The following is a 21,089-nucleotide window of genomic DNA, read 5'->3' as shown; positions in this document are numbered from 1 at the left end:
GAGTAAGCCATGCCGTATACACGGGACATTAGCGCCTTGCCGATTCTGGATCTGTCTTTGCTGGACGGTAGTGCGCTCCAGCGTCAGGGGTTTCTTGACGATCTGCGCCATGCCGCGCGGGATGTCGGTTTTTTCTATCTGACCGGGCATGGCATCGACAGCGGGTTGTTGCAGCAGGTACAGGCCAGCGCCCGGCAATTTTTTGCCTTGCCGGAGAGCGAAAAAACCGCGGTGGGCATGATCAATTCACCGCACTTTCGCGGCTACAACCGCGCCGCTTCCGAGATCACCCGGGGTCAGCCCGATCTGCGTGAGCAGTTCGATGTGGGCGCCGAAAGAGCAGTGCTGCCCAGCGCTGACAACAGCCCCTGGTGGGCTCGCCTGCAAGGCCCTAACCAGTGGCCGGCGGCGCTGCCCGAACTGAAACCGTTGCTGCTTGACTGGCAGCAAGCCATGACCGGCATGTCACTGCGGTTGCTGCGGGCCTTTGCCGAGGCGTTGTCGCTGCCGCAGGACGCTTTCGACCGCTTGTACGGCGATAAGCCCAATGAGCATGTCAAGTTGATGCGCTATCCGGGACAGGCGCGAGAGCAAAGCAATCAGGGGGTGGGGGCGCACAAGGATTCGGGCTTCCTCAGCTTTCTGCTGCAGGACCGCCAGGGCGGTCTGCAAGTGGAGATTGAAGAGGGGCGCTGGATCGATGCACTGCCGCTGGACAACACCCTGGTGGTGAATATCGGTGAGCTGCTGGAGTTGGCCACCAACGGCTATCTGCGTGCCACGGTGCACCGGGTGGTGTCACCGCCCGTGGGCAGTGAGCGGCTGTCGATTGCATTCTTCCTCGGCGCGCAACTGGATGCCGTGGTGCCGCTGTATCCATTGCCCACGGTATTGCTGCGTGAGGCGCGGGGACCGGTCAGCGATCCGGATAACCCGTTGTTCCGTGATGTGGGCTGGAACTATCTCAAGGGCCGCCTGCGCTCGCACCCTGATGTTGCCCGGCGCTACTACGCCGACGCCCTGATTCCCAACGCGCTGAGCGCTTGATTAAGGACTGCACCATGTTCAAAAAAACTGGCTTGACCCTGGCTGTGCTTGGCGCGTTGCTGACTTCCTTCGGTGCCCTGGCCCAGGAACCGTTGCGGGTGGCAGTGGACCCGGTACCCCATGCGCAAATCCTGGCGTATGTACAAAAAATCGATCCGCAGTTGAATCTCAAGGTGATCGAGATCCCCAATGGGGTGAACTCCAATGAGCTGCTGGCCCATGGTGAGGTGGATGCCAACTATTTTCAGCATCTGCCGTATCTGAAAACCCAGGAGCAGGCCCTCGGGCAAAAATTTGTGGTGGCCGCCACGGTGCATATCGAGCCACTGGGGATTTATTCCCATCGTCACAAGACCTTCGCCGAGGTACCGCAACAAGGTACGGTCGCCGTGCCTAACAACGTCACCAACCTCAGTCGCTCACTGTACCTGTTGCAGGACAACGGGCTGATCAAGCTCAAGTCCGGTTTCAATGACCCGGCCACCGATCAGGCGACGCTCAAGGACATTGCCGAAAACCCGAAACAGCTGAAGATTCTGGAAATCGAATCGCCGCAGATTCCCCGCGCCCTGGATGATGTGGACCTGGCGGTGATCAACGGCAACTACGCGCTGGAAGCAGGCCTGGTGCCGGCCAAAGATGCGCTGGGGCTGGAGAAAGCCGAGGGTAACCCCTACGCCAATATTCTGGTGACCGTCCCGAAACTGCAGGACGACCCGCGAATCAGACAACTGGCCAAAGACCTGACTTCCCCAGAGGTTGCCAAGTACATCAACGACACTTTCTCGGGCTCGGTGCTTGCGGTCGCGGTCCCGGACAGCAAGCCATGATTGTCGTCGAGCAGTTGAGCAAAACCTACGCGCCCGGGCAGCCGCCGGCGCTGGATCAGGTGTCGCTGAGCATTGCCGATGGCGCGATTTTCGGGATTCTCGGGCGTAGCGGGGCGGGCAAGTCGACGTTGCTGCGGTGTCTCAATCTGCTCGAACGCCCCAGCTCCGGGCGCATTCTGCTGGATGGTGCTGACCTGACGGCCCTGTCTGACGCTGAACTGCGCCGTCAGCGTCAGCGCATCGGCATGATTTTTCAGGGTTTCAATCTGCTGCACTCACGCAATGTCTTCGACAACGTGGCCGTGCCCCTGGAGATTGCCCGGGTGAGTAAAGAGCAGCGCCACAGCCGGGTCCGCGAGCTGCTGGATCTGGTGGGCCTGAGCGACAAGGCACAGGCGTTTCCATCGCAGCTGTCCGGCGGGCAAAAACAGCGGGTCGGTATTGCCCGGGCCCTGGCTGGACGCCCGGCTTACATCCTGTCGGATGAAGCCACCAGCGCTCTGGACCCGGAAACCACGGATTCGATTCTGCAATTGCTGCGCAATATCAACCGGCAATTGGGGGTGACCATCGTGTTGATCACCCACGAACTGGAGGTGGTCAAGGCCATTTGCGACAGCGCAGTGTCCCTGGCCGCCGGACGCATAGTGGAGAGCGGCAGCCTGGTGCAGTTGCAGGCTGACCCGTCGTCAAAACTGGGGCGTTTACTGGCTCCGGGTCTGCAAGTGGTGAGGGCAGGATGAAAACGGACTGGCATGACATTCTTCAACTGTTGCTCACCGCCACTGGCGAAACCCTGTACATGGTGCTGCTGGCCGCACTCTTCACCGTGCTGATCGGCCTGCCGCTGGGGGTGCTGCTGTTCATCAGCCGTCGCGACGGGTTGTTTCCCTTGCCACGCCTTAACCGGGTGCTGGGGGCGGTGATCAACCTGGGGCGCTCGTTGCCCTTTGTGGTGCTGCTGATTGCCCTGATCCCGCTGACCCGGTTGCTGGTGGGCACCACCCTGGGCAGCACGGCTGCGGTGGTGCCGATCACCATCGGGGCCTTTCCGTTTTTTGCCCGGATTGTCGAAAACGCGCTGGATGAAGTGGACAAGGGCCGGATCGAAGCAATCCTGGCGATGGGCGGCCACATTGGCCATGTGATTTTCAAGGTGCTATTGCCCGAAGCGCTGCCGGCCTTGTTGGCGGGCATTACCCTGACCCTGGTGATGCTGATCGGCTTTTCATCCATGGCCGGGGTCATTGGTGGTGGCGGCCTGGGTGACCTGGCGATCCGTTATGGCTATCAGCGTTTCAATAATCAGGTGATGGTGGCCACTGTGGTGGTGCTGGTGATTCTGGTACAGAGCGTGCAAAGCCTGGGTGACGGGCTGGTGCGGTCACTGGCCCATCGGCGCTGAAGGATCGAGGGCAGGCAGTCTCAGGCCATAATTTTTTCTTTGCCAGGCTGGCGATGTGATGCAGGATCACGTCCAGCCGTACCTCTCAAGTCGCGACTTTTGAGGGTTTGCGTTCAGGCCGTTGGGCCGCGCATTACCAAGCAAGGAAGAAGGAAGCCCTTTTGACCATTACCCTGTGTGCTAAAAAAAATAATCTTTATGTGATTGGTTTGTCGGCTCTGGCCCTCTTGATCGGGGGGTGCCGCAGCGAGAATCCGGGGCTTGAAAAAACCTCCGGATTGCCGCCCGCCCCCGAGATTGCCTCTGGTTATCGCAACGATATGGTTCCTGTGCATGCGGCGCGTCATATGGCTGCGGCAGCGAACCCGCTGGCAACCGCGGCGGGTCAGCAGATGCTGCGCAAAGGCGGGTCTGCGATCGACGCGGCCATTGCCATGCAGGCGGTACTGACCCTGGTTGAACCCCAGGCCAGCGGCATCGGCGGCGGTGCTTTCATCATGTATTGGGACGGACACAAAGTGCAGGCCTTCGATGGCCGGGAAACGGCACCGGCCGGCGCCGACGGGCGCATGTTCCTCAATCCGGCCGGCCAGCCGATGGCCTTTGCCGACGCCCAGATCGGTGGGCTGTCGGTGGGCGTGCCTGGAGTGCTGAGGGCGCTGGAAATGGCCCATGCCCAACATGGCAAATTGCCCTGGAATGAGCTGTTCCAGCCTGCGATCCAATTGGCCAGAGACGGTTTTCCGGTGTCTCCCCGTTTGCACGCGCAAATCGCCTCTGACAAGTTCATCGCCCAGTCGCCGGCACTGGCCAAATACCTGCTCACGGCCCAGGGTCAGCCCTTGCCGGTGGGCACGTTGCTGAAGAATCCGGAACTGGCACTAACCCTCCAGGCCATTGCCGATAGGGGCGTGGATGCGTTCTATCAGGGCGCCGTTGCACAAGGGATGGTTGATCAGGTCAACGCCCATCCCAACCCGGGTTCGTTGTCGTTAGCCGATATCAGTGGTTACCGGGCCAAAGAGCGTCACCCGGTATGTGGTGATTACAAACAGTGGCGTGTGTGCGGCATGCCGCCGCCTTCTTCCGGTGGCGTTGCCGTGTTGCAGACACTGGGCATTCTTGATGCCTTGCAACGCAAATCTGCCGCCCTGGACCTGGCCGCCATGCCTCCTGTTGGCCTGCAGCCAACGGCCACTGCAGTGCACCTGATGGCAGAGGCCGAGCGTCTGGCCTATGCCGACCGTGCGCAGTACCTGGCGGACAGCGACTTCGTTCCGGTGAACGTTAAAGGCCTGACCGACAGAGCCTATCTGGAGGCCAGGGCGACCCTGATCGGTGACAAGAGCATGGGCCGTGCGCAAGCCGGTACACCACCGGGAATCAACCTCGCGCTGGCGCCTGATCGCTCGCCGCTGCGCATTTCGACTTCGCAAATAGCGGCTGTCGACGATCAGGGGGGCGCCATTTCGATGACCACCTCGGTTGAATCGGCGTTTGGTTCACATGTCATGAGCAACGGCTTCATTCTCAACAACCAGCTCACTGACTTTTCCTTTGTTGCGGATGAAAACGGCAAACCGGTTGCCAACCGTATCGAGCCGGGCAAGCGACCACGTTCTTCAATGGCGCCGACCCTGGTGTTTGATCGCAACACCGGCGCCCTGGTTGCCACCATTGGTTCCCCTGGCGGTTCGCAGATCATCGAATACGTGAACAAGGCGGTGGTGGGGCTTGTGGACTGGAAGCTCAACCCGCAGGACGCCATCGGGCTGCCCAACTTTGGCAGTCGCAATGTGGGCACCGAGGTCGAGGCCGGACGAGTCAGCCCGGCACTGATACAGCAGTTGAAAGATCGCGGGCATGAGGTGTCCGCCATCGAAATGACCAGCGGGACCCAGATCATCGTTCGTGATCAGAACGGCTGGGCCGCCGGTGCCGATCCCCGCCGCGAAGGGACAGCATTGGGCGATTGAGGCTGGTGACTGACACACCGCCATCGCCGGCATACCACCCACTCCACTGTAGGAGCGAGCTTGCCTCGCGATGGCGCAGTGTCATTGCCGGATGTATTGACTGACCCACCGCCATCGCTGGCAAGCCAGCTCCCACAGAGGAGGGGCGATAGAAGCATTTGTAGGAGCGAGCTTGCCTCGCGATGGCGTAATGTCATTGCCGGATATATTGACTGACCCACCGCCATCGCTGGCAAGCCAGCTCCCACAGAGGAGGGGCGATAGCAGCATTTGTAGGAGCGAGCTTGCCTCGCGATGGCGTAATGTCAGCGCCGGATGTATTGACTGACCCACCGCCATCGCTGGCAAGCCAGCTCCCACAGAGGAGGGGCGATAGCAGCATTTGTAGGAGCGAGCTTGCCTCGCGATGGCGCAATGTCATTGCCGGATGTATTGACTGACCCACCGCCATCGCTGGCAAGCCAGCTCCCACAGAGGAGGGGCGATAGCAGCATTTGTAGGAGCGAGCTTGCCTCGCGATGGCGCAATGTCAGCGCCGGATACATTGACTGACTCACCGCCATCGCTGGCAAGCCAGCTCCCACAGGTTGGTCGCGGCATGCGGCACCATGGCCACCCGCACAAAGCCACGACTGCCTCGTAAACCCGGGGTCATTGAACTGGGGGGAATTGGGTAATTTGCCAAGGCTTCCAAGTCTGCATCGGAGTGCGATCTGCCGGACGACATTCAGATTACACTCCGATGCGACCTCCCGTGAGGGATCGGGCAGTTAGCGACAGGCTGTCGTTGGCGCTGGTTGTTCTATGGGAACCTTCATATCTGATTGAAGCTTGATTGCAATGATCTGCACTGTTTTCTACAGGTTTATTTGCATGCAGGGATGGCGTAGTTAACGGAGTAGGCATAACGATGATTGTGGTTGTTGAAGGTATCAGCGCCAGCGGGAAAACCACCTGGTGCGCCCAGCATGGAGGGCAGCATGTCATCCCTGAAAACGGCCGTTTTGAGAACGAGCCGGACCGGATAAAAGATCCAGCCGGTGCAGCGGCTTTTTGGGCAGAGCGAAACGTGGATCGCTGGCAAACGGCGCTGGCCATGGAGGCCGCTTCTTCATGGGCGGTGTGTGACAGTGACCCCCTCAAGCTCCACTACATTTGGACTCTTTGGCAGATCGGCGAGGCGAGCGAACACGACTGGCGAATAGAGCTGGAGGCCACAAGAGAAACGATCGCCCAAGGACGTATCGGCTTTGCTGACTGTTACATTGTCGGCCCCATAGATCCTCGGCTCGCACGCGAGCGAGCCAGATCCGACGCCTCCCGCCGCCGGAGCAAGTTCGAGCTGCACGTGCGCCTCCAGCAAGCTCTGCTTGGCTGGTACTCAGCTATGGATGAAGTGCTCCCCGGCAGAGTGCGATTCGGGTTTCCTACACAAATGCCCACCGTGAAAAGCCTTGATGGAAGATATGCGGTGGCGGCCTTTGATCAAATGATCGCACTGCTCCCGCGATCCGGTTTGTTGTTCCAGGCACCCATCAGCAGCACATCATGTTCAGCGCAGTAGCCGCAGAATTGTGGTTGCCCATGCACCGGGCAATATCAGTGCGAAAAGGTTCAGGCGATGGGGCGACTGACTCATTAGGCATGCTTGCTTGCGGGATCACCTTTTGTAGGTGAGTCGCAGAAAGATAGCCCAGGTTTTGAGCTGTAACCCATGCACGCAGGCTTCGGGCCGACTGCAGCCAGTCACGATGGGTTGCAATCGTCCAGATGCTGGCGAGTAGGCTAAGGTTCACACGCGCGATGACTCATTATCAGCTGCCGCCCGAGCGCTACATCGGAGCTCGGGAGGTGGTCAGGCATCACGAAGAGCTGGACTCCAAGGGTACGCAAGACACTAACGTACTCACAGGAAACTAACTTTACCGTGGAGGCTGCCTTGGCTTTCACAGTGGTCTAGGAGAAATCGAATGTCTGTCAAATACAAACGTCTGGACAAAGATCAAGCTGCCGTATTGTTAGTCGATCATCAAACAGGCCTGCTGTCTCTGGTGCGTGATATTGACCCCGACAAGTTCAAAAACAACGTATTGGCATTGGCCGATCTTGCCAAGTACTTCAACCTTCCTACGATTCTGACAACCAGTTTCGAAGACGGTCCCAATGGCCCGTTAGTCCCTGAGTTAAAGGCAATTTTCCCTGATGCGCCTTACATCGCCCGTCCAGGGCAGATAAATGCCTGGGATAACGAAGACTTTGTAAAAGCAATCAAGGCTACAGGTAAAAAACAGCTGATTATTGCTGGGGTTGTTACCGAAGTGTGCGTCGCGTTCCCGGCACTTTCTGCGCTGGAGGCAGGCTTTGACGTGTTTGTGGTCACAGATGCTTCCGGAACATTCAACGAAATCACCCGGCACTCGGCATGGGATCGTATGTCCAGCTCTGGTGCCCAATTGATGACCTGGTTCGGTCTGGCTTGTGAGCTACATCGAGACTGGCGCAATGATGTGGAAGGACTGGGGGCATTGTTTTCAAACCACATTCCTGACTACAGGAACCTGATCACTAGCTATACCAAGCTCACCACAGCCAAGTAAATCAATCGTCAGTGGGTTCCAATGGGCCCACTGGCGCCAGGTCCTCAGAATCGCCAAGCCAACCGCCCCGAAGCAGACAGTTACGCAACACGATTAACCAGGCAAAGGTATGGCCAAAGATAACCAGGTGTTCCAGCCCTCCGGACGGTTCTTTGCATCAAACTCGTAGTAGCCTTTGAGGTTGACGTACCAGAGGTCTTTGCCAACCTTGAAGAAATGCCCGGCCTGAGGCCCTACGGCGCTGACTTTTGATTTGAAGTCGCCCAGGGTGGCACCGCTGCCGCTATCTCCTGTGATCTGATTGAAGAAGTAGCCAACCACGCCCAACTGAGTCTGGCTTGTGATGAAGTGAGAAGCACTCCAATCCAGGTGGGCGTCGATGCCATTTTTATAATGGGTGTCCGGGTTCTTCCAGTTGTAGGTCATGCCCGCCACAACGGAAAACTCGTTGGTTTTGTCGAAGTAGGTGTAACCACCGCCGGCGTCCAGCGCGGCATGGCCGAGCCCGATGTTCACCAGGCGGTCAGGGTCATAGGCACCGACCGGCAGGTTACCCATGCTGTACGCCATGAGATTGTGCACGCCATGGTTCCACTTCAGGGTACCCAACAAGTAAACGTCGCTTGCACCCTTTAAACTGTCGTCCGTGCCACCGGAAAAACTTTTGCCACGGGGGCCGCTCAATGTTGCATCAACGCTGGCTTCGGACCTTCCAACGGCGGCTACCATCGAGATCGCCGCTTGAGCCCCGAGCAACGGCTCGGCGAATGTGTAGGTGGGACTGGCAAATAACAAATCAGCTTTCGCATCCAGCCCAAGTGTGGTTCGGCCGCCCCTGGGAAATGGCTTGCTGCCGCCATCGCTGGCGTTAACGTGGTAATAGACCAGTGGCAGGCTTCAGCCCGGGGCAGTGGGCGCCGCCGCTAGTGTGCCGAATTGGCCCGGTAGCCAGAAACTGATGCCACCGTCATCAGCGTGGGCGGTGCAAGCAGTAAGTAGGGCAATAAAGCCAATCAGTCTGTTTGTTGTCATCAGGGGGCTCTTTCAGGCGAACGATGATGATTCTTACGAGTAGAGCAATCGAGTCAGAAACGCACTGAGAAGTAGCGTAGGCCAATTTGCGTTTTTCGCCGCTGGCTTGCGTGAAGGGCCGCAACTGGCCGACCTCTTAGATTGAGCGCTGGTTGACCCTGGCCATCAACTGTTCGGCCGATTCCTTACGCTCTGAATAGCGATCCACCAGAAACTCCTGTCGGTCGCGAAGCAGTACGGTAAATTTCACCAGCTCTTCCATCACGTCGACGACGCGGTCATAAAAAGGCGAAGGTTTCATCCGTCCCTCTTCGTCGAACTCCATGTAGGCCTTAGGTACCGAGGACTGATTGGGGATAGTGAACATACGCATCCAGCGCCCCAATACGCGCAGTTGATTGACCACGTTGAACGACTGCGAACCTCCACATACTTGCATCACCGCCAGGGTTTTGCCCTGGGTGGGGCGAACTGCGCCGAGCTCCAGCGGAACCCAGTCGATCTGCGCCTTGAACACCGCCGACATCGCGCCGTGGCGTTCCGGAGAACACCAAACCTGGCCTTCCGACCACAACACCAGATCACGCAATTCCTGCACCTTGGGATGATCCACCGGGGCGTCATCAGGCAACGGCAACCCCGATGGGTTGAAGATGCGTGTTTCAGCGCCAAAGTGCTCAAGCAAGCGCGCGGCTTCCTCCACGAGCAAGCGGCTGAAGGAGCGTTCGCGGGTCGACCCGTAGAGCAACAAGATGCGCGGTTTGTGCGATGCCGACGTAGAAGCCTGAGAGCCGTCGAACAGAGTCAGGTCCAGATTGGGTAGATGTTCAGACATACATTTTCCTTAAAGCACGCCGATCCGATCGAGCTCGGTTTTGAGCTCGTCGCGGCTGAGGCGGTTGAGGGGCAGTTCGAGAAAGGCTTTGCAGCGTCGTTCGATATGCGCCAGCGTGGCGCGGAAGGCTGCATCAATCGCAGATTCATCACCCGTCACTTCGGACGGATCCTCCAGACCCCAATGGGACTTCAGTGCCGGGCCGAAATACACCGGGCAGCTTTCGCCTGCGGCTTTGTCGCAGACGCTGATCACGATATCCGGCGGCTGGCCTTCGAAGGCGTCGTTACCTTTGCTGTACAAACCGTCGATCGAGATGCCGGCCTGCTGCAAGGTAGACAGGCTGCGTGGCAGCACTTGGCCCTTGGGCAAACTCCCGGAGCTCACTGCCTCGAAACCCTGCGGTGCCAGGTGATTGAACAGGGCTTCTGAAAGGATGCTGCGGCAACTGTTGGCCGTGCACATGAACAGAATTCGCATGGGTTTATCCTTCCGCTTCAGGCGGACGTCAGAGGCTGAGGCGCCGAGCCAGGGCACAAAGGGTGATCAACTAAACCGGGAAGGTCAGCAGAGCACCGCCCTTGAAGTCATTACTTCAAGGCTCGAAACATATGGATAAACGAATATATGCATTTCCATATATGATGGCAATACATGAATGTATGCGCCTGCGCATCTCCAGAGCTTGAGCGTCCATTTTGGTCGAACCCACACCTTCAGGAATGGCTGCTGTTGAGCAGGTATTAACGCATCAACGTTGGCCAGGATGGCGCGGCCTATCGGCAGGCGCTGTACGCCCGGGCGCTCAAGGTGTTGGCGTGAAGATCGATGCGGCGAAGTGGGGCGGGGTGCAGTTGATCATCCTGGCCCTGATGGCTGGCAGCGCGTGGGCCGCATGGGCATGGCAGGCCAACGCTTATGAACGGCGACTGGCCGCCAAGGACGCCGCCCTCCAAACAGAGCGCACAAATCTGGCCAACGCCGCGTTAGTGCCGGGCGAGCAGGGCAAGCGCTTTGCCCTTGAGCAGTGGCTGGCAGCCCGTGACCAAGCACGTTACGCAATGAGCTTGCAAGGTGTCTAGAGAATACGGGGCGGTTCAGCGTCCGGATGACAACACCTGCCCAAGCAGGATGTTGTCATTCTCAGAAGTGCGTAGCTTACATGCTCCACTTCATGGTCACGGCCACGTTACGCGGGTCGCCGAAGATGTTTGCGCCCGCCGGGTTACTGATGCTCTGGTAGTAATGCTTGTCGAACACGTTGTTCAGGTTGGCTTGCACCTTGAGTTTTTTGTTCACGTTGTAGCCGGTCATCAGGTCGACGATGCTGTAGCCGCCCTGAGATACGCCGTAGGTTGTGTATGTGCTGCTCTGGCTGCGGAATGAACCGCCGATCGACCATTTTTCGAGATCGCCCGGCAATTGATAGGTGGTGGACAGCTTAAGCAGGTTGTATGGCGTGTCGCTGTCGAAGCGACCGCTGCCGCCCTTGACGTTCTTGGCGCCGGCATAGGTGTAGCCCGCCGAGGCCTGCCAGCCAAGGGCAAGCATGCCTTGCAGCTCAAGGTCAACGCCTTTGGTTTCCACTTCGCCGGAGGCCACGGAGCAGGAAGCAACACCCTCGGCACAGGCATCAAGCCCTTGGGCGAGGTTCTCCTGGTTCAGTTGGAAGTAGGCCAGGCTGGCGTTCAACGCACCGTCAAAGTACTCGCCCTTGATCCCGATTTCGCGGTTGGTGCCGGTGACCGGCGGCAGCAGGCTGCCCTGGAAGTCCACGTTCGCTTGCGGCTGGAAGATTCTGGTCCAGCTGGTGTACACCGAGTAGGTATCGTTGATGTCGTAGATCAAGCCGGCGTAGGGGGTGTATTCCCGCGTCGCCTTGTAGTCGGCGCCGAATGTGTAATCGCCGGAAATAGTGTTCTGTTCGTATTCGTACCAGTCCAGGCGTGAACCGAGGATCAGTTTTAGGTCGTCGCGCAGATGGAAGCGTACGGTGGCGTAAGTGCTGTATTGATCGACCTTGCCCTTGCGTGACCAGTTGTAGTTGATAGCCGGTTTCTCTACGCCGTGATAGTCGAAGTTTGATGGATCGAGCACGATATTCGGGTCGTTGAGGAAACCACCGCCGGGGCCATCGTCGGTTTTATCATTTCGATAACTGCCACCGAGCACCAGTTCGTGGGTCGCACCAAGCAGGGTGAAGGGGCCGGAAACGTAGCCGTCGACGCTTTTTTGCGTGTGCTGGTAGGTGTAGCGGCCCACGTTCAGGTTCAACTGATCTGCACTGGGATCCAGTCGATAGAAACTGGTGCCCAGCATGTCCAGGTCGCCTCGCAGCCACGTGGTATTGAGGCGCAGTTTCCAGTCGTTGTCGAAGCGGTGCTCAATTTCGGCAAATGCGCTGGTGTTTTTCTTGTTCCAGTAGGTCCAGTTCGGGCTCATGCGCGTCGAACGGGATATTGGCAGGAACGTGCCATCGGCACGGGTCGGAATGCCTGACCAGTCGGCCCCCGGGTTGTCCTCACGGTTGTAATACGCTCCGAGGGTCAGGGTAGTGGCTTCACTCAGGTCAAACTCGGTGATGCCGTACAACAACTGGCGCTTGCTGCTGTAGCCATCGGTAAAGCTGTCTTTGTCCTGGAAGGCACCGACTACGCGGCCCCTGATCGAACCGCTGGAATTGAGGGCACTGCTGGCATCGATTTCGGTGCGATAGTTGTCCCATGAACCGGCACCCAGGGTGACAGAAACTTGCGGCTCGACAGTGGGCCGTTTGCGGATCAGGTTAAGGGTGCCGGACGGGTTGCCGGCACCGAGCATCAGGCCCGACGCACCGCGCACAACTTCAACCCGGTCGAACATCGCCAGGGTCGAGGTGCCAAGGGTGTCGCTGTCATACGCGACTGGCAGTCCGTCGATCATAATGTTGTCGATGGCAGAACCGCGGGAATAGAACTCAGGGCGCTCACCACCGGTTTTGCGCATGGTCAGGCCTGGGGTGTATGTCGAAATGTCCTCCAGAGACTGCATGTTCTGGTCATCCATGCGTTGGCGAGTGATTACCGTGACCGATTGCGGCGTCTCGCGCATGGAGGCCGCCAGTTTGGTCGCGGTACTCATGGAGCTGGTAGTGTAGGAACCGGTGTTTTCGCTGATTGAGCCCAGGGCCTGGCCGGAGATGGTTGTAGCGCCCAATTGCAGCTCATCACTCTTGGGCACGGGCACCAGCACATAAGCACCATTAGCCTGGCGTTGAGCCTGCAAGCCACTGCCCGCGAGCAAGCGTGCCAGGCCTTCGTCGGTGCTATAAGTGCCGCTCAATCCCGGTGTGGTCATGCCTTGGGTCTGCTCGGCGTTGAACGACAGCGTGACATTGGCCGCTGTTGCGAACAGGCTCAACGCCGCGCCGAGCGAGCCCGCATTGATTTGGTAAGTGTGGGTCTGGTTTTGCGCCAGCGCATGGGTTGGCGCCAGGCTCAAGGCCGAAAATACACCAAGCGCCACAGCCAGGTGAACGGCATGCGCAAGCGGCCGGGCGGCGTTGAGGGTGAATCGTGACATACAGGTTTCCTTCCGTTGGCAGGGCAGGCAAGCAGTCGTAAACGCTGCTTTCTGTACATGGCCGAACGAAAATAGGAATCGGCAACCCGGGATGGGAATAATTCGCAAAAAACTTCAGGCCGCTTCGACACTGGCCCAGTAACGCGTCACGAAACGTACGCTGACCGGCAGGGATTGGCTGAGGTTTTCCAGAATGGTATCGGTGTCGTCGATACGGAATGCACCACTCAACCGCAGGCTGGCAACGGACGGGGCACAGCGCAGCACGCCGCGACGGTAACGGCTGAGCTCGGCGATAAAATCCCCCAGGCGCCACTCGATGACAGTCAACATGCCTTGGCTCCAGGCACCGACACCTGCCGGGGAGGGGGTCACGGCGCTGATCTGGTCGCGGTCGAAGTGGGCCTGCTGGCCGGCATTCAGGCGCTGAACCCGTGAAGGATGATTCAGAGGGCGTAGCTCTACCGCCTTATCCAGCACGCACACATCGGTGAACGTCGGCCCGCAACGCACGACAAAACGCGTGCCCAGGGCACGCACCGAGCCTTGGGGGGCTTCGACGATAAACGGGCGACTATCGCTGGCTGTGTCTACCAGGATTTCGCCGCGGTGCAGGCGGATCAGACGCAAGTCGGCGCTGAAGGCAATGTCTACGGCGCTGTCGGTATTGAGGTCCAGTTGGCTACCGTCGTCCAGACGCATGTGCCGACGCTGGCCGGTGGCGGTGCGTTGATCGGCAAGCATCGCCAGGTAGGGCAGATGCTCGGTGGCCAGCCAGCCACTGCCGCCCACGGCGAGCAACAGTCCAAGGGTCTTGAGCACAGCGCGGCGGCGGGCCTTTACCCCGGCCAGCGTCGGCAGTGACACGTCTGCGGGCAACCGAGCCCATTGGCTTTGCAGTTTTTCTACGCGTGCCCACGCTCGCGCGTGCTGTGGGTTGGCGGCCAGCCAGTGGAGCCAGGCCTGTTGATCAGCCTCTGTGGGCGGCATGCTGTTAAGGCGCACATACCAGGTGGCTGCGGCTTCGAGGGTGAGCAGATCCAGGGGCGCAGCCATCAGTCCTCCGTAAGCAGCAGGCAATGGGTCATTGCGCGGATCACGTGTTTCTTGACGGTGGTCACCGAAACGCCCAGGCGTTCGCCAGTGGCCACATAACTCAGGCCTTCCAATTGCACGGCGAGGAATATCTGCCGCGTACGCTCGCCCAGGCCATCAAGCATGGTGTCGATGGCTACCAAGGTTTCGAGAATCATCAGGCGTGTTTCAGGTGAGATATCCAGCGGTTCCGAGCGCAGGGCCAGGACTTCGAGGTAAGCCTGCTCCAAGGCGCGGCGACGGAATTTGTCGATCATCAGTGCCCGGGCGATAGCGCTCAGGTAGGTGCGCGGTTCGCGAATCTGTTCGACGTCGCGGGAGGTCAGCAGACGCACAAAGGTATCCTGGGCCAGGTCTGCTGCATCGGCGGCGTTGCCCATGCGGGCGCGCAACCAGCTTTTGAGCCAGCCGTTATGTTCGCTGTACATTAGATGCAGGGCATAATAATCGGGAGCAGGCATGAGAGGACAAACCAATAGCAACAATTGATAATGATTTGCATTATCCTTGTTGCTCCAGATTTGCGCAATGTCGGTGCTAATGGAACGCCAACCAGGCTCCAGACCACGGCTTTAAAAGGCTTCCAGCTCGGATTGCAAATCCGTTGTAGTGGACATGAGTTATTTCGGGTTTGTGTTCATTCGGCAGGACGCCAGGGGAGGGGTAAAAAAGGAATTGCGCAGCGGTTTGAATTTTTGCGGTGCAAAAACAAAGGGCCTGCACGAAGAATCTCATGCAAGCCCTTGATTTGTTTGGTGCCCGAAGCCGGAATCGAACCGGCACGTCCTTTCGAACGGGGGATTTTAAGTCCCATGCGTCTACCAATTTCGCCATTCGGGCGGTAGCGCTATAAAGCGGGTCAGGAAGGAAGGTGCTTCGAGATCAAAGTACTCAAGAGCCTGCGTGACAGGTGGACGAATATATAGAGCCTGCACCGATGAGGCAAGTTGGTTAGTGCTGATTGAGTGAGTTTTTTTTGCTCCTTGGCTTAATAAAACCGTCGAAAAATCATAGGGCTAGGTAACCAGTGGGGGTTTGAGGGGGGATATGGCTCGTCCATTGCCAGAAATCCGTGGGTACCAAGGGGTAATGCCAAGTGCTGCCGCTGGCTGCTGCTGATTCAGGTCGCTTTGCCTGCGCGCTGGTCTAGGCTGCTTGCACGACTGAAACAGAAGTGGATGTGATGAATACAAGTGTGATTTATGCCTTGGCGGCGGCGGCGCTGTTCGGGGCCAGTACCCCGCTGGCCAAGTTGCTGGGCACAGAAATCCCGCCAGTGCTGTTGGCCGGGCTGTTGTATCTGGGCAGCGGCACGGGCCTGGTGTTGCTGCGTTTGCTTCGCGATCGGGGCTGGAAAAGGTCCGGGCTGAGTGTCAGCGAGTGGCCGTGGCTGGTCGGGGCGGTTGTGTTCGGCGGGATTCTTGGCCCGGTCGCACTGATGGTGGGGCTGACTCTGACCAGTGCCGCCACGGCGTCATTGATGCTCAATCTGGAACCCGTGCTGACCGCCGTGCTGGCGTGGGTGGTGTTCAAGGAAAATGCAGACCGCAGGATTGTCGTGGGGATGCTGGCAATTATTGCCGGGGGCATTGTTTTGTCGTGGCCGTCCGGCCAGGCAGCGGGTGTCGCGCAATCCTGGCTTGGGCCCTTGGCCGTGGCGTTTGCCTGTTTGTGCTGGGCGGTGGACAACAATCTGACGCGCAAGGTATCGGCTTGCGATGCGCTCTTTATTGCCGGGGTAAAAGGGTTGTTTGCAGGGCTGGTCAACTGCGCGATCGGATTGACCCTGGGGGCCAAAATCCCGCCTCTGGTGGCGCTGACGCCCACTTTATTGATCGGCTTTCTGGGCTACGGCGTGAGCCTGGTGCTGTTTGTGCTGGCCTTGCGCGGACTGGGCGCGGCGCGCACGGGGGCGTACTTCTCGACCGCGCCTTTTCTGGGCGCTGCGATTGCAATTGTGCTGCTGGGGGAATCAGTCTCGCTGCTGTTCTGGCTGGCCGCCGCGTTTATGCTGTTCGGGGTCTGGCTGCACCTCACCGAGCGGCACGAGCATATGCATCAACACCAGCCGCTGCAGCACACCCATCGCCATACCCACGATGAGCACCATCAGCATGAGCATGCCGAGGATGTACCGCCGGGTGCCGCCCACAGCCATGGGCATGTGCATTCTCCCGTTCGGCATAGCCATCCGCACTTTCCGGATATTCACCACAGGCACCGGCACTGACTGGCTGCGTGTTAGATTGCGCCGGCTGGATGCAGCAATACTCTCTTCCAATGGAGCTACAGAGTGCACATGTTTGAACACATCGATTTCAACTACTTGCTGGCGACCTATGGTTACCTGGCCATCTTTATCGGCTGTTTGCTGGAAGGTGAAACCATCCTGATTCTGGGGGGCATGGCAGCCCATCAACATGTGCTCAAGCTGTTGCCGGTCATTATGTATGCGAGTCTGGCCGGGATGCTGGGTGACCAGTTGCTGTTCTGGACCGGTCGCTACTTCGGTGCCCGGCTGTTGCCCAAACTGCACAAGCATCAAGCCGCCATCGAGCGGGTGACGCAGTTGATCAACAAGTACCCTACGGCGTCGATTTTCTCCGTGCGCTTTCTGTATGGCATGCGTCTGGTGGGGCCGATGGTGATTGGTGCAAGCCAGGTTTCACCGGTCAAGTTTACCTGCATCAACCTGGTGGGCGCGGCGGTATGGGCGACGCTGTTCGCCAGCGGCGGGTACTGGGCCGGAGAGTTTCTCGAGGGCTTGCTGGGGGATCTCAAACCCTATCGTTTGCCGATTGCCCTGGGCGTTATCGTATTGATGGTGGTGGTAGCCCTGGTGCGTCACTTCAGGGCGAAAAACCGGTCGCCGGCCAAATCGCTTTGAGCCTTGGGGCGCCAGGTTTCTGGTTGCCGGGCATGGCTTGTGATGAGCATTTCGCCATGGGCGACAGATCCGGATGCTGTTGCAAAAAACAGGCTTGAAAGGCAAAGTCCGGGTACCCGGTTGCGTGATCAAGCCCGTGGCCTACGCTTTGAATGACAAGCTCAACGCCACGGGTTTCAAGGTATTGGCAGCACACCCACGAACCCGGTCCGCTAATAAAAGGAGTTCTGGATGTTTATCCGTTTATTGATCCTTACCGGCCTGCTGGTGACTGGCATGGCGCAGGCTGTTGAAGTTCCAAGCCCCCTTGAACAGGATCGCGGCAAATTTCGCCCATTGATCATCGTCGCTCGTACAGAAGTCGATCCAACCCTGACCACACTCAAGCAAGCGCTGGCCGATCCGGCCAATCAGAAGGGCTTCGAAGAGCGCAACATGGTGCTCTATACGATTGTTGGCATTACCGGCAAACGTGATGGCAAAGACCTTGAACCCCAGAGCACGATGTCGCTGATTCGCGGACTCAAGCCGGGGATGATTATCGACAAGGCCAAAGTGATTCTGATTGGCAAGGATGGCGAAAAGAAGCTCGAAACCGAGGGTGATGCAAATCTCGCTGAGTTGTTCAAAACCGTAGACGCCTTGCCCGCTGCCGAAAACCAGATTCAGGCCCAGGCCGAGGTGGTGACGCCGGATAAAACAGCGCCGGCCGGCAAGCCGGGCAAGGCTGCAAAACCGGTCAAGGCTCCTGCACAGCTGGATGATTGAGGCCTGTTGAATCAGGGCCAAAAAAAGGCCCGCTGAGGGGAGCGGGCCAAATGGGATTCACAAAAGGAGTGGATCCAATCTAGGCCAGTCGATGTGAAAGTGGCGTGAAAAGCATGTAGGCAAAACGCAATTAATTCTCAATTTATGACGATTTCAGATCCGGCCTGCACGGCCCTGATGATGGCCCGGGCTCAGCCCCCGGCCTGTTCGTTCATGACTCCTCAGCGCCCGCATCATTAAGCCATTCCTGGCTCAGGGTGGGCGTGTCCCCCAAATATTCCAGCAACCAGTTCATCGCCGGAGAATGATTGTTCTGTACCCAGGCTAAGCATGACGGGCTGGCCGGGAAAGGGCGTTGCAAATGCAGCGCCTGCAATCGGCCTTGCTCGATCAGGGGTTGGGCCAGGTGAGCAGGCACCATGCCCACGCACAGTCCATCGCTAAGGCAGGCCAGCCCTGTAGTCCAGTCGGGCACCATCATCCGGCGCTGGTTATCCAGGGTCCAGGTGTCACGTTTGGGCAGGTTGCGCGAGGTATCGTCCATGCACAGTGAAGGGTAGGGGCGCAGTTGCTCGTCGCCGAGCAAGCCGTCAACCCGGGCCAGTGGATGCTGCGGGCTGACCACGCACAGCCAGTGCAGAAAGCCCATGTCGCGAAAGGCAAAACTGCCTGCTACCGGCACTGCCCTGGTGGCGCCGATGACCAGGTCGGTACGCCCATCCACCAGCGCATCCCACACTCCGTTGTATACCTCGTACTGAACAATCAGCTCCACATCGGGAAAGTGCCGATAGAAGTCGATCACCATTTGCCGGCAGCGCGGGTGTTTGATGATCGAGTCCACGCTCACCCGCAACTGGCCGCTCCAGCCATTGGCGACCTGTTGGCACAGGCGCCGGGTGCCGAGCATTTTCTTCATCACATCACGGGCTTCTTTGACAAACACCTGTCCGGCCGGGGTCAGCTCGACATCGCGATGGCGACGCACAAACAGGGGTACGGCCAGCCACTGCTCCAGTTGGCGCACTGTGTAGCTGATGGCCGAAGGCACACGGTGCAGCTCCTGGGCGGCACCGCTGAAGCTGCCGTGGCGGGCGACGGCATCGATTACGTCCAGCGAGTATTCAGACCACATGGCTTGCCTTCAAAATTATTGATGTCATTAGGCAATTATTATCGCTTCACAAGCAAATGTGCAGCTGGATAATGCACGCCAGTCAACAAATTGTTTGATGGCAAGTTTTGGAAGCCCATGAAAAACTCTTTTGGTTTTACCTGTTACCTCGCGGGGCTCAGCATGCTGGGCTACCTGGCCATGGATATGTACTTGCCGGCCTTCGGCACGTTGCGCAGCGAGCTGGGGCTGTCTTCCGGCGCGGTTGGCGCCAGTCTCAGCATCTTTCTGGCCGGTTTTGCCTTTGGCCAATTGCTCTGGGGACCGCTGTCTGACCGCCTGGGTCGCAAGCCGGTGCTGCTGGCGGGGCTGTCGATGTTTGCCCTGGGGTGCCTGGGGATGTTGTGGGTCGATAACAGTGTGTTGCTCCTGAGCCTGCGGTTTATCCAGGCGATCGGCATCTGCGCGGCGGCTGTGACCTGGCAAGCATTGGTAATCGATCGCTTCCCGGCCGATAAAGCCAATCGGGTATTTGCCAGCATCATGCCGTTGATGGCCTTGTCGCCTGCGCTGGCACCGCTGTTGGGGGCTGTGGTGCTGAGCCATTTGGGCTGGCAGGCGATTTTCAGTGTGTTGCTCGGTTTGGCGGTGCTGTTGATAGTGCCGACCCTGTTGCTCAAAGAAAAAGCCCGCGCCCCGGCAACAATCGTCACCTCTAAAGTGAGCTATTGGCAGCTGCTGCGCTCGCCCGGTTTCAGCGGCAACGTGATGATCTTTGCCGCCTGCTCGGCCAGTTTCTTTGCCTGGTTGACGGCTTCTCCTTTCATCCTTGGCGATATGGGCTACAGCCCCAGCGATATCGGCTTGAGCTACGCGTTTCCGACCCTGGCCTTCATGATCGGCGGTTACAGCTGCCGCAGTGCCTTGCAGCGGATCAAGGGCCACACGCTATTGCCGTGGCTGTTGCTGGCGTATTGCATCAGCATGGTGGGCCTGTACTGCGTTGCCACAATGACCGAGCCGACCTTGACCACGTTGCTGATCCCGTTTTGTTTGATGGCATTGGTCAACGGCGCGAGCTACCCCATCGTCGTGGCCCATGCTCTGATGCCGTTTTCGGAAAATTCGGGCAAGGCCGCCGCTTTGCAAAACACCCTGCAACTGGGTCTGTGTTTTCTCGGTAGCCTGCTGGTGTCGGGTTTTATCACCGAGCCCCTGCAGATCACCGTTGAGGTGATGTTGGCCACGGCTCCCCTGGCTGTGTTGGGGTATCTGATCCAGCGCCGCAAATCACCTGCAGCGAGCTGTGTCACAGGCTGAACTTTGTAATGGACGGGTCTATCCAACAGTGTTCGAGACATTGCCCGGGCGCTGCGGATGAGCAAAATAATTACGTCGCACAGTGAGTTACAGATTCAGAGCGAGCACGATGCCAAAATGTTCGGCTCGCCCAAGGACCGGCTGGATTTCTACCGGCGTGAAATCCAGTACGAGACCAGCATCCTGTCCCACCGCACCGATGCGTATCTGGCGGCCCAGTCATTTCTGGTGATCGCCTTTGCATCCTGCATGGCTAACCTCAACCCGGAGTGGGGCAAGTTTTTCACCCTCACAGTACCACCCATGCTGGCGGTGCTCGGGATACTGATCTCACTTAATGCGTGGCCGGGGATCCGGGCGGCCTACGACATCATCGATCACTGGCACTTCAAACAGAGCGAACTGCTCAGCAGTCAGCCGGTCATGGGCATGGCCTACGATGAATCACCGTTGTTTTGCGAGATGGAGTCCACCCACAAGGGTTATAAAAAATCCTTGATGTTTTCCGTGCGCTCGCCTTGGTTGTTCGCCTGTTTCTGGCTGGTGCTGGGTGCATTTTCTCTCTACATCCAGATCGACAATCCCCTGAGCTGAAGCCTGTCGCCTGAACGGCCGGCGCAAG

General features: G+C 58.5%; 20 protein-coding genes and 1 tRNA gene. 13 read left to right on the top strand and 8 right to left on the bottom strand.

All coding sequences use genetic code 11. From position 1 onward, the window contains the following. Nucleotides 1-9 precede the first annotated feature (9 nt). The 7 genes from FEZ21_RS15745 to ycaC all read left to right on the top strand — a co-directional run bounded on the left by FEZ21_RS15745 (nt 10) and on the right by ycaC (nt 7,855). A complete protein-coding gene (locus FEZ21_RS15745) occupies nt 10-1,047 on the top strand; it encodes an isopenicillin N synthase family oxygenase (protein WP_160627778.1) in 1,038 nt (345 codons plus the stop codon). A gap of 14 nt (nt 1,048-1,061) precedes the next feature. Next, on the top strand, nt 1,062-1,877 hold the full coding sequence (locus FEZ21_RS15740; protein WP_160627776.1) for a MetQ/NlpA family ABC transporter substrate-binding protein: 816 nt from the start codon (nt 1,062-1,064) through the stop codon (nt 1,875-1,877). After that, entirely contained in the window at nt 1,874-2,620 is a 747-nt protein-coding gene (locus FEZ21_RS15735) for a methionine ABC transporter ATP-binding protein (RefSeq protein WP_003445891.1), read from the top strand. Before FEZ21_RS15740 ends, FEZ21_RS15735 begins: the two co-directional genes overlap by 4 nt. Beyond that, on the top strand, nt 2,617-3,282 hold the full coding sequence (locus FEZ21_RS15730) for a methionine ABC transporter permease (RefSeq protein WP_003445889.1): 666 nt from the start codon (nt 2,617-2,619) through the stop codon (nt 3,280-3,282). The genes FEZ21_RS15735 and FEZ21_RS15730 overlap by 4 nt, the downstream gene beginning before the upstream one ends. Before the next feature lie 161 nt (nt 3,283-3,443). Further along, nucleotides 3,444-5,258 (top strand): gamma-glutamyltransferase, encoded by a 1,815-nt coding sequence (gene ggt, locus FEZ21_RS15725; RefSeq protein WP_010657179.1) that lies wholly within the window; start codon nt 3,444-3,446, stop codon nt 5,256-5,258. Between the two features lie 910 nt (nt 5,259-6,168). Next, entirely contained in the window at nt 6,169-6,822 is a 654-nt protein-coding gene (locus tag FEZ21_RS15720; protein ID WP_160627774.1) for a hypothetical protein, read from the top strand. Nucleotides 6,823-7,228: 406 nt separating this feature from the next. Beyond that, nucleotides 7,229-7,855: an isochorismate family cysteine hydrolase YcaC gene (ycaC, locus tag FEZ21_RS15715; protein WP_003445884.1), complete on the top strand. Its 627-nt coding sequence runs from the start codon at nt 7,229-7,231 to the stop codon at nt 7,853-7,855. A 93-nt stretch (nt 7,856-7,948) separates the two neighbouring features. Here the strand turns inward: ycaC and FEZ21_RS15710 are convergent, their stop codons facing one another. The 3 genes from FEZ21_RS15710 to FEZ21_RS15700 all read right to left on the bottom strand — a co-directional run bounded on the left by FEZ21_RS15710 (nt 7,949) and on the right by FEZ21_RS15700 (nt 10,202). Then, a complete protein-coding gene (locus FEZ21_RS15710; protein WP_274597071.1) occupies nt 7,949-8,743 on the bottom strand; it encodes a transporter in 795 nt (264 codons plus the stop codon). 280 nt (nt 8,744-9,023) lie between these two features. After that, the gene (gene arsH / locus FEZ21_RS15705; RefSeq protein WP_003445879.1) at nt 9,024-9,722 is read right to left on the bottom strand and encodes an arsenical resistance protein ArsH; all 699 of its coding nucleotides are present in this window, start codon (nt 9,720-9,722) and stop codon (nt 9,024-9,026) included. A 9-nt stretch (nt 9,723-9,731) separates the two neighbouring features. Further along, on the bottom strand, nt 9,732-10,202 hold the full coding sequence (locus tag FEZ21_RS15700; protein WP_003445877.1) for an arsenate reductase ArsC: 471 nt from the start codon (nt 10,200-10,202) through the stop codon (nt 9,732-9,734). A gap of 338 nt (nt 10,203-10,540) precedes the next feature. Between FEZ21_RS15700 and FEZ21_RS15695 the strand changes: the two genes are divergently transcribed. Next, the gene (locus FEZ21_RS15695) at nt 10,541-10,804 is read left to right on the top strand and encodes a hypothetical protein (protein ID WP_010657174.1); all 264 of its coding nucleotides are present in this window, start codon (nt 10,541-10,543) and stop codon (nt 10,802-10,804) included. Between the two features lie 76 nt (nt 10,805-10,880). Here FEZ21_RS15695 and FEZ21_RS15690 read toward each other — a convergent pair whose 3' ends face one another. The 4 genes from FEZ21_RS15690 to FEZ21_RS15675 all read right to left on the bottom strand — a co-directional run bounded on the left by FEZ21_RS15690 (nt 10,881) and on the right by FEZ21_RS15675 (nt 15,218). Next, nucleotides 10,881-13,283, bottom strand: coding sequence for a TonB-dependent receptor (locus tag FEZ21_RS15690; protein ID WP_003445872.1), 2,403 nt, complete (start codon nt 13,281-13,283; stop codon nt 10,881-10,883). 114 nt (nt 13,284-13,397) lie between these two features. Beyond that, nucleotides 13,398-14,339: a FecR domain-containing protein gene (locus FEZ21_RS15685; protein ID WP_160627772.1), complete on the bottom strand. Its 942-nt coding sequence runs from the start codon at nt 14,337-14,339 to the stop codon at nt 13,398-13,400. Then, nucleotides 14,339-14,839: a sigma-70 family RNA polymerase sigma factor gene (locus tag FEZ21_RS15680; RefSeq protein ID WP_003445866.1), complete on the bottom strand. Its 501-nt coding sequence runs from the start codon at nt 14,837-14,839 to the stop codon at nt 14,339-14,341. The genes FEZ21_RS15685 and FEZ21_RS15680 overlap by 1 nt, the downstream gene beginning before the upstream one ends. Before the next feature lie 292 nt (nt 14,840-15,131). After that, nucleotides 15,132-15,218, bottom strand: a tRNA-Leu gene (locus FEZ21_RS15675). Nucleotides 15,219-15,561: 343 nt separating this feature from the next. Here FEZ21_RS15675 and FEZ21_RS15670 point away from each other — a divergent pair. The 3 genes from FEZ21_RS15670 to FEZ21_RS15660 all read left to right on the top strand — a co-directional run bounded on the left by FEZ21_RS15670 (nt 15,562) and on the right by FEZ21_RS15660 (nt 18,033). Continuing rightward, nucleotides 15,562-16,608, top strand: a complete 1,047-nt coding sequence (locus tag FEZ21_RS15670; RefSeq protein WP_003445865.1) for a DMT family transporter — start codon at nt 15,562-15,564, stop codon at nt 16,606-16,608. Nucleotides 16,609-16,677: 69 nt separating this feature from the next. Continuing rightward, complete coding sequence (locus tag FEZ21_RS15665) at nt 16,678-17,265, top strand: DedA family protein (protein ID WP_003445864.1); 588 nt, start codon at nt 16,678-16,680, stop codon at nt 17,263-17,265. A 231-nt stretch (nt 17,266-17,496) separates the two neighbouring features. After that, entirely contained in the window at nt 17,497-18,033 is a 537-nt protein-coding gene (locus FEZ21_RS15660) for a DUF4174 domain-containing protein (RefSeq protein WP_003445863.1), read from the top strand. Between the two features lie 211 nt (nt 18,034-18,244). Here the strand turns inward: FEZ21_RS15660 and punR are convergent, their stop codons facing one another. Next, on the bottom strand, nt 18,245-19,168 hold the full coding sequence (punR, locus tag FEZ21_RS15655; RefSeq protein ID WP_003445862.1) for a DNA-binding transcriptional activator PunR: 924 nt from the start codon (nt 19,166-19,168) through the stop codon (nt 18,245-18,247). A 117-nt stretch (nt 19,169-19,285) separates the two neighbouring features. Here punR and punC point away from each other — a divergent pair, with 117 nt between their 5' ends. Together punC and FEZ21_RS15645 are read left to right on the top strand one after the other, a co-directional pair. Beyond that, nucleotides 19,286-20,467: a purine nucleoside transporter PunC gene (gene punC / locus FEZ21_RS15650; RefSeq protein ID WP_010657170.1), complete on the top strand. Its 1,182-nt coding sequence runs from the start codon at nt 19,286-19,288 to the stop codon at nt 20,465-20,467. A 57-nt stretch (nt 20,468-20,524) separates the two neighbouring features. Beyond that, nucleotides 20,525-21,061, top strand: a complete 537-nt coding sequence (locus FEZ21_RS15645) for a hypothetical protein (RefSeq protein WP_003445860.1) — start codon at nt 20,525-20,527, stop codon at nt 21,059-21,061. The last annotated feature ends 28 nt before the right edge of the window (nt 21,062-21,089 follow it).

Origin of the sequence: Pseudomonas sp. 9.1(2019) (assembly GCF_009910445.1) — a bacterium.
Classification (GTDB): domain Bacteria; phylum Pseudomonadota; class Gammaproteobacteria; order Pseudomonadales; family Pseudomonadaceae; genus Aquipseudomonas; species Aquipseudomonas paraversuta.
The sequence above is the reverse complement of the archived record's forward strand: the minus strand, read 5'-3'. Positions and strand labels throughout refer to the sequence as shown.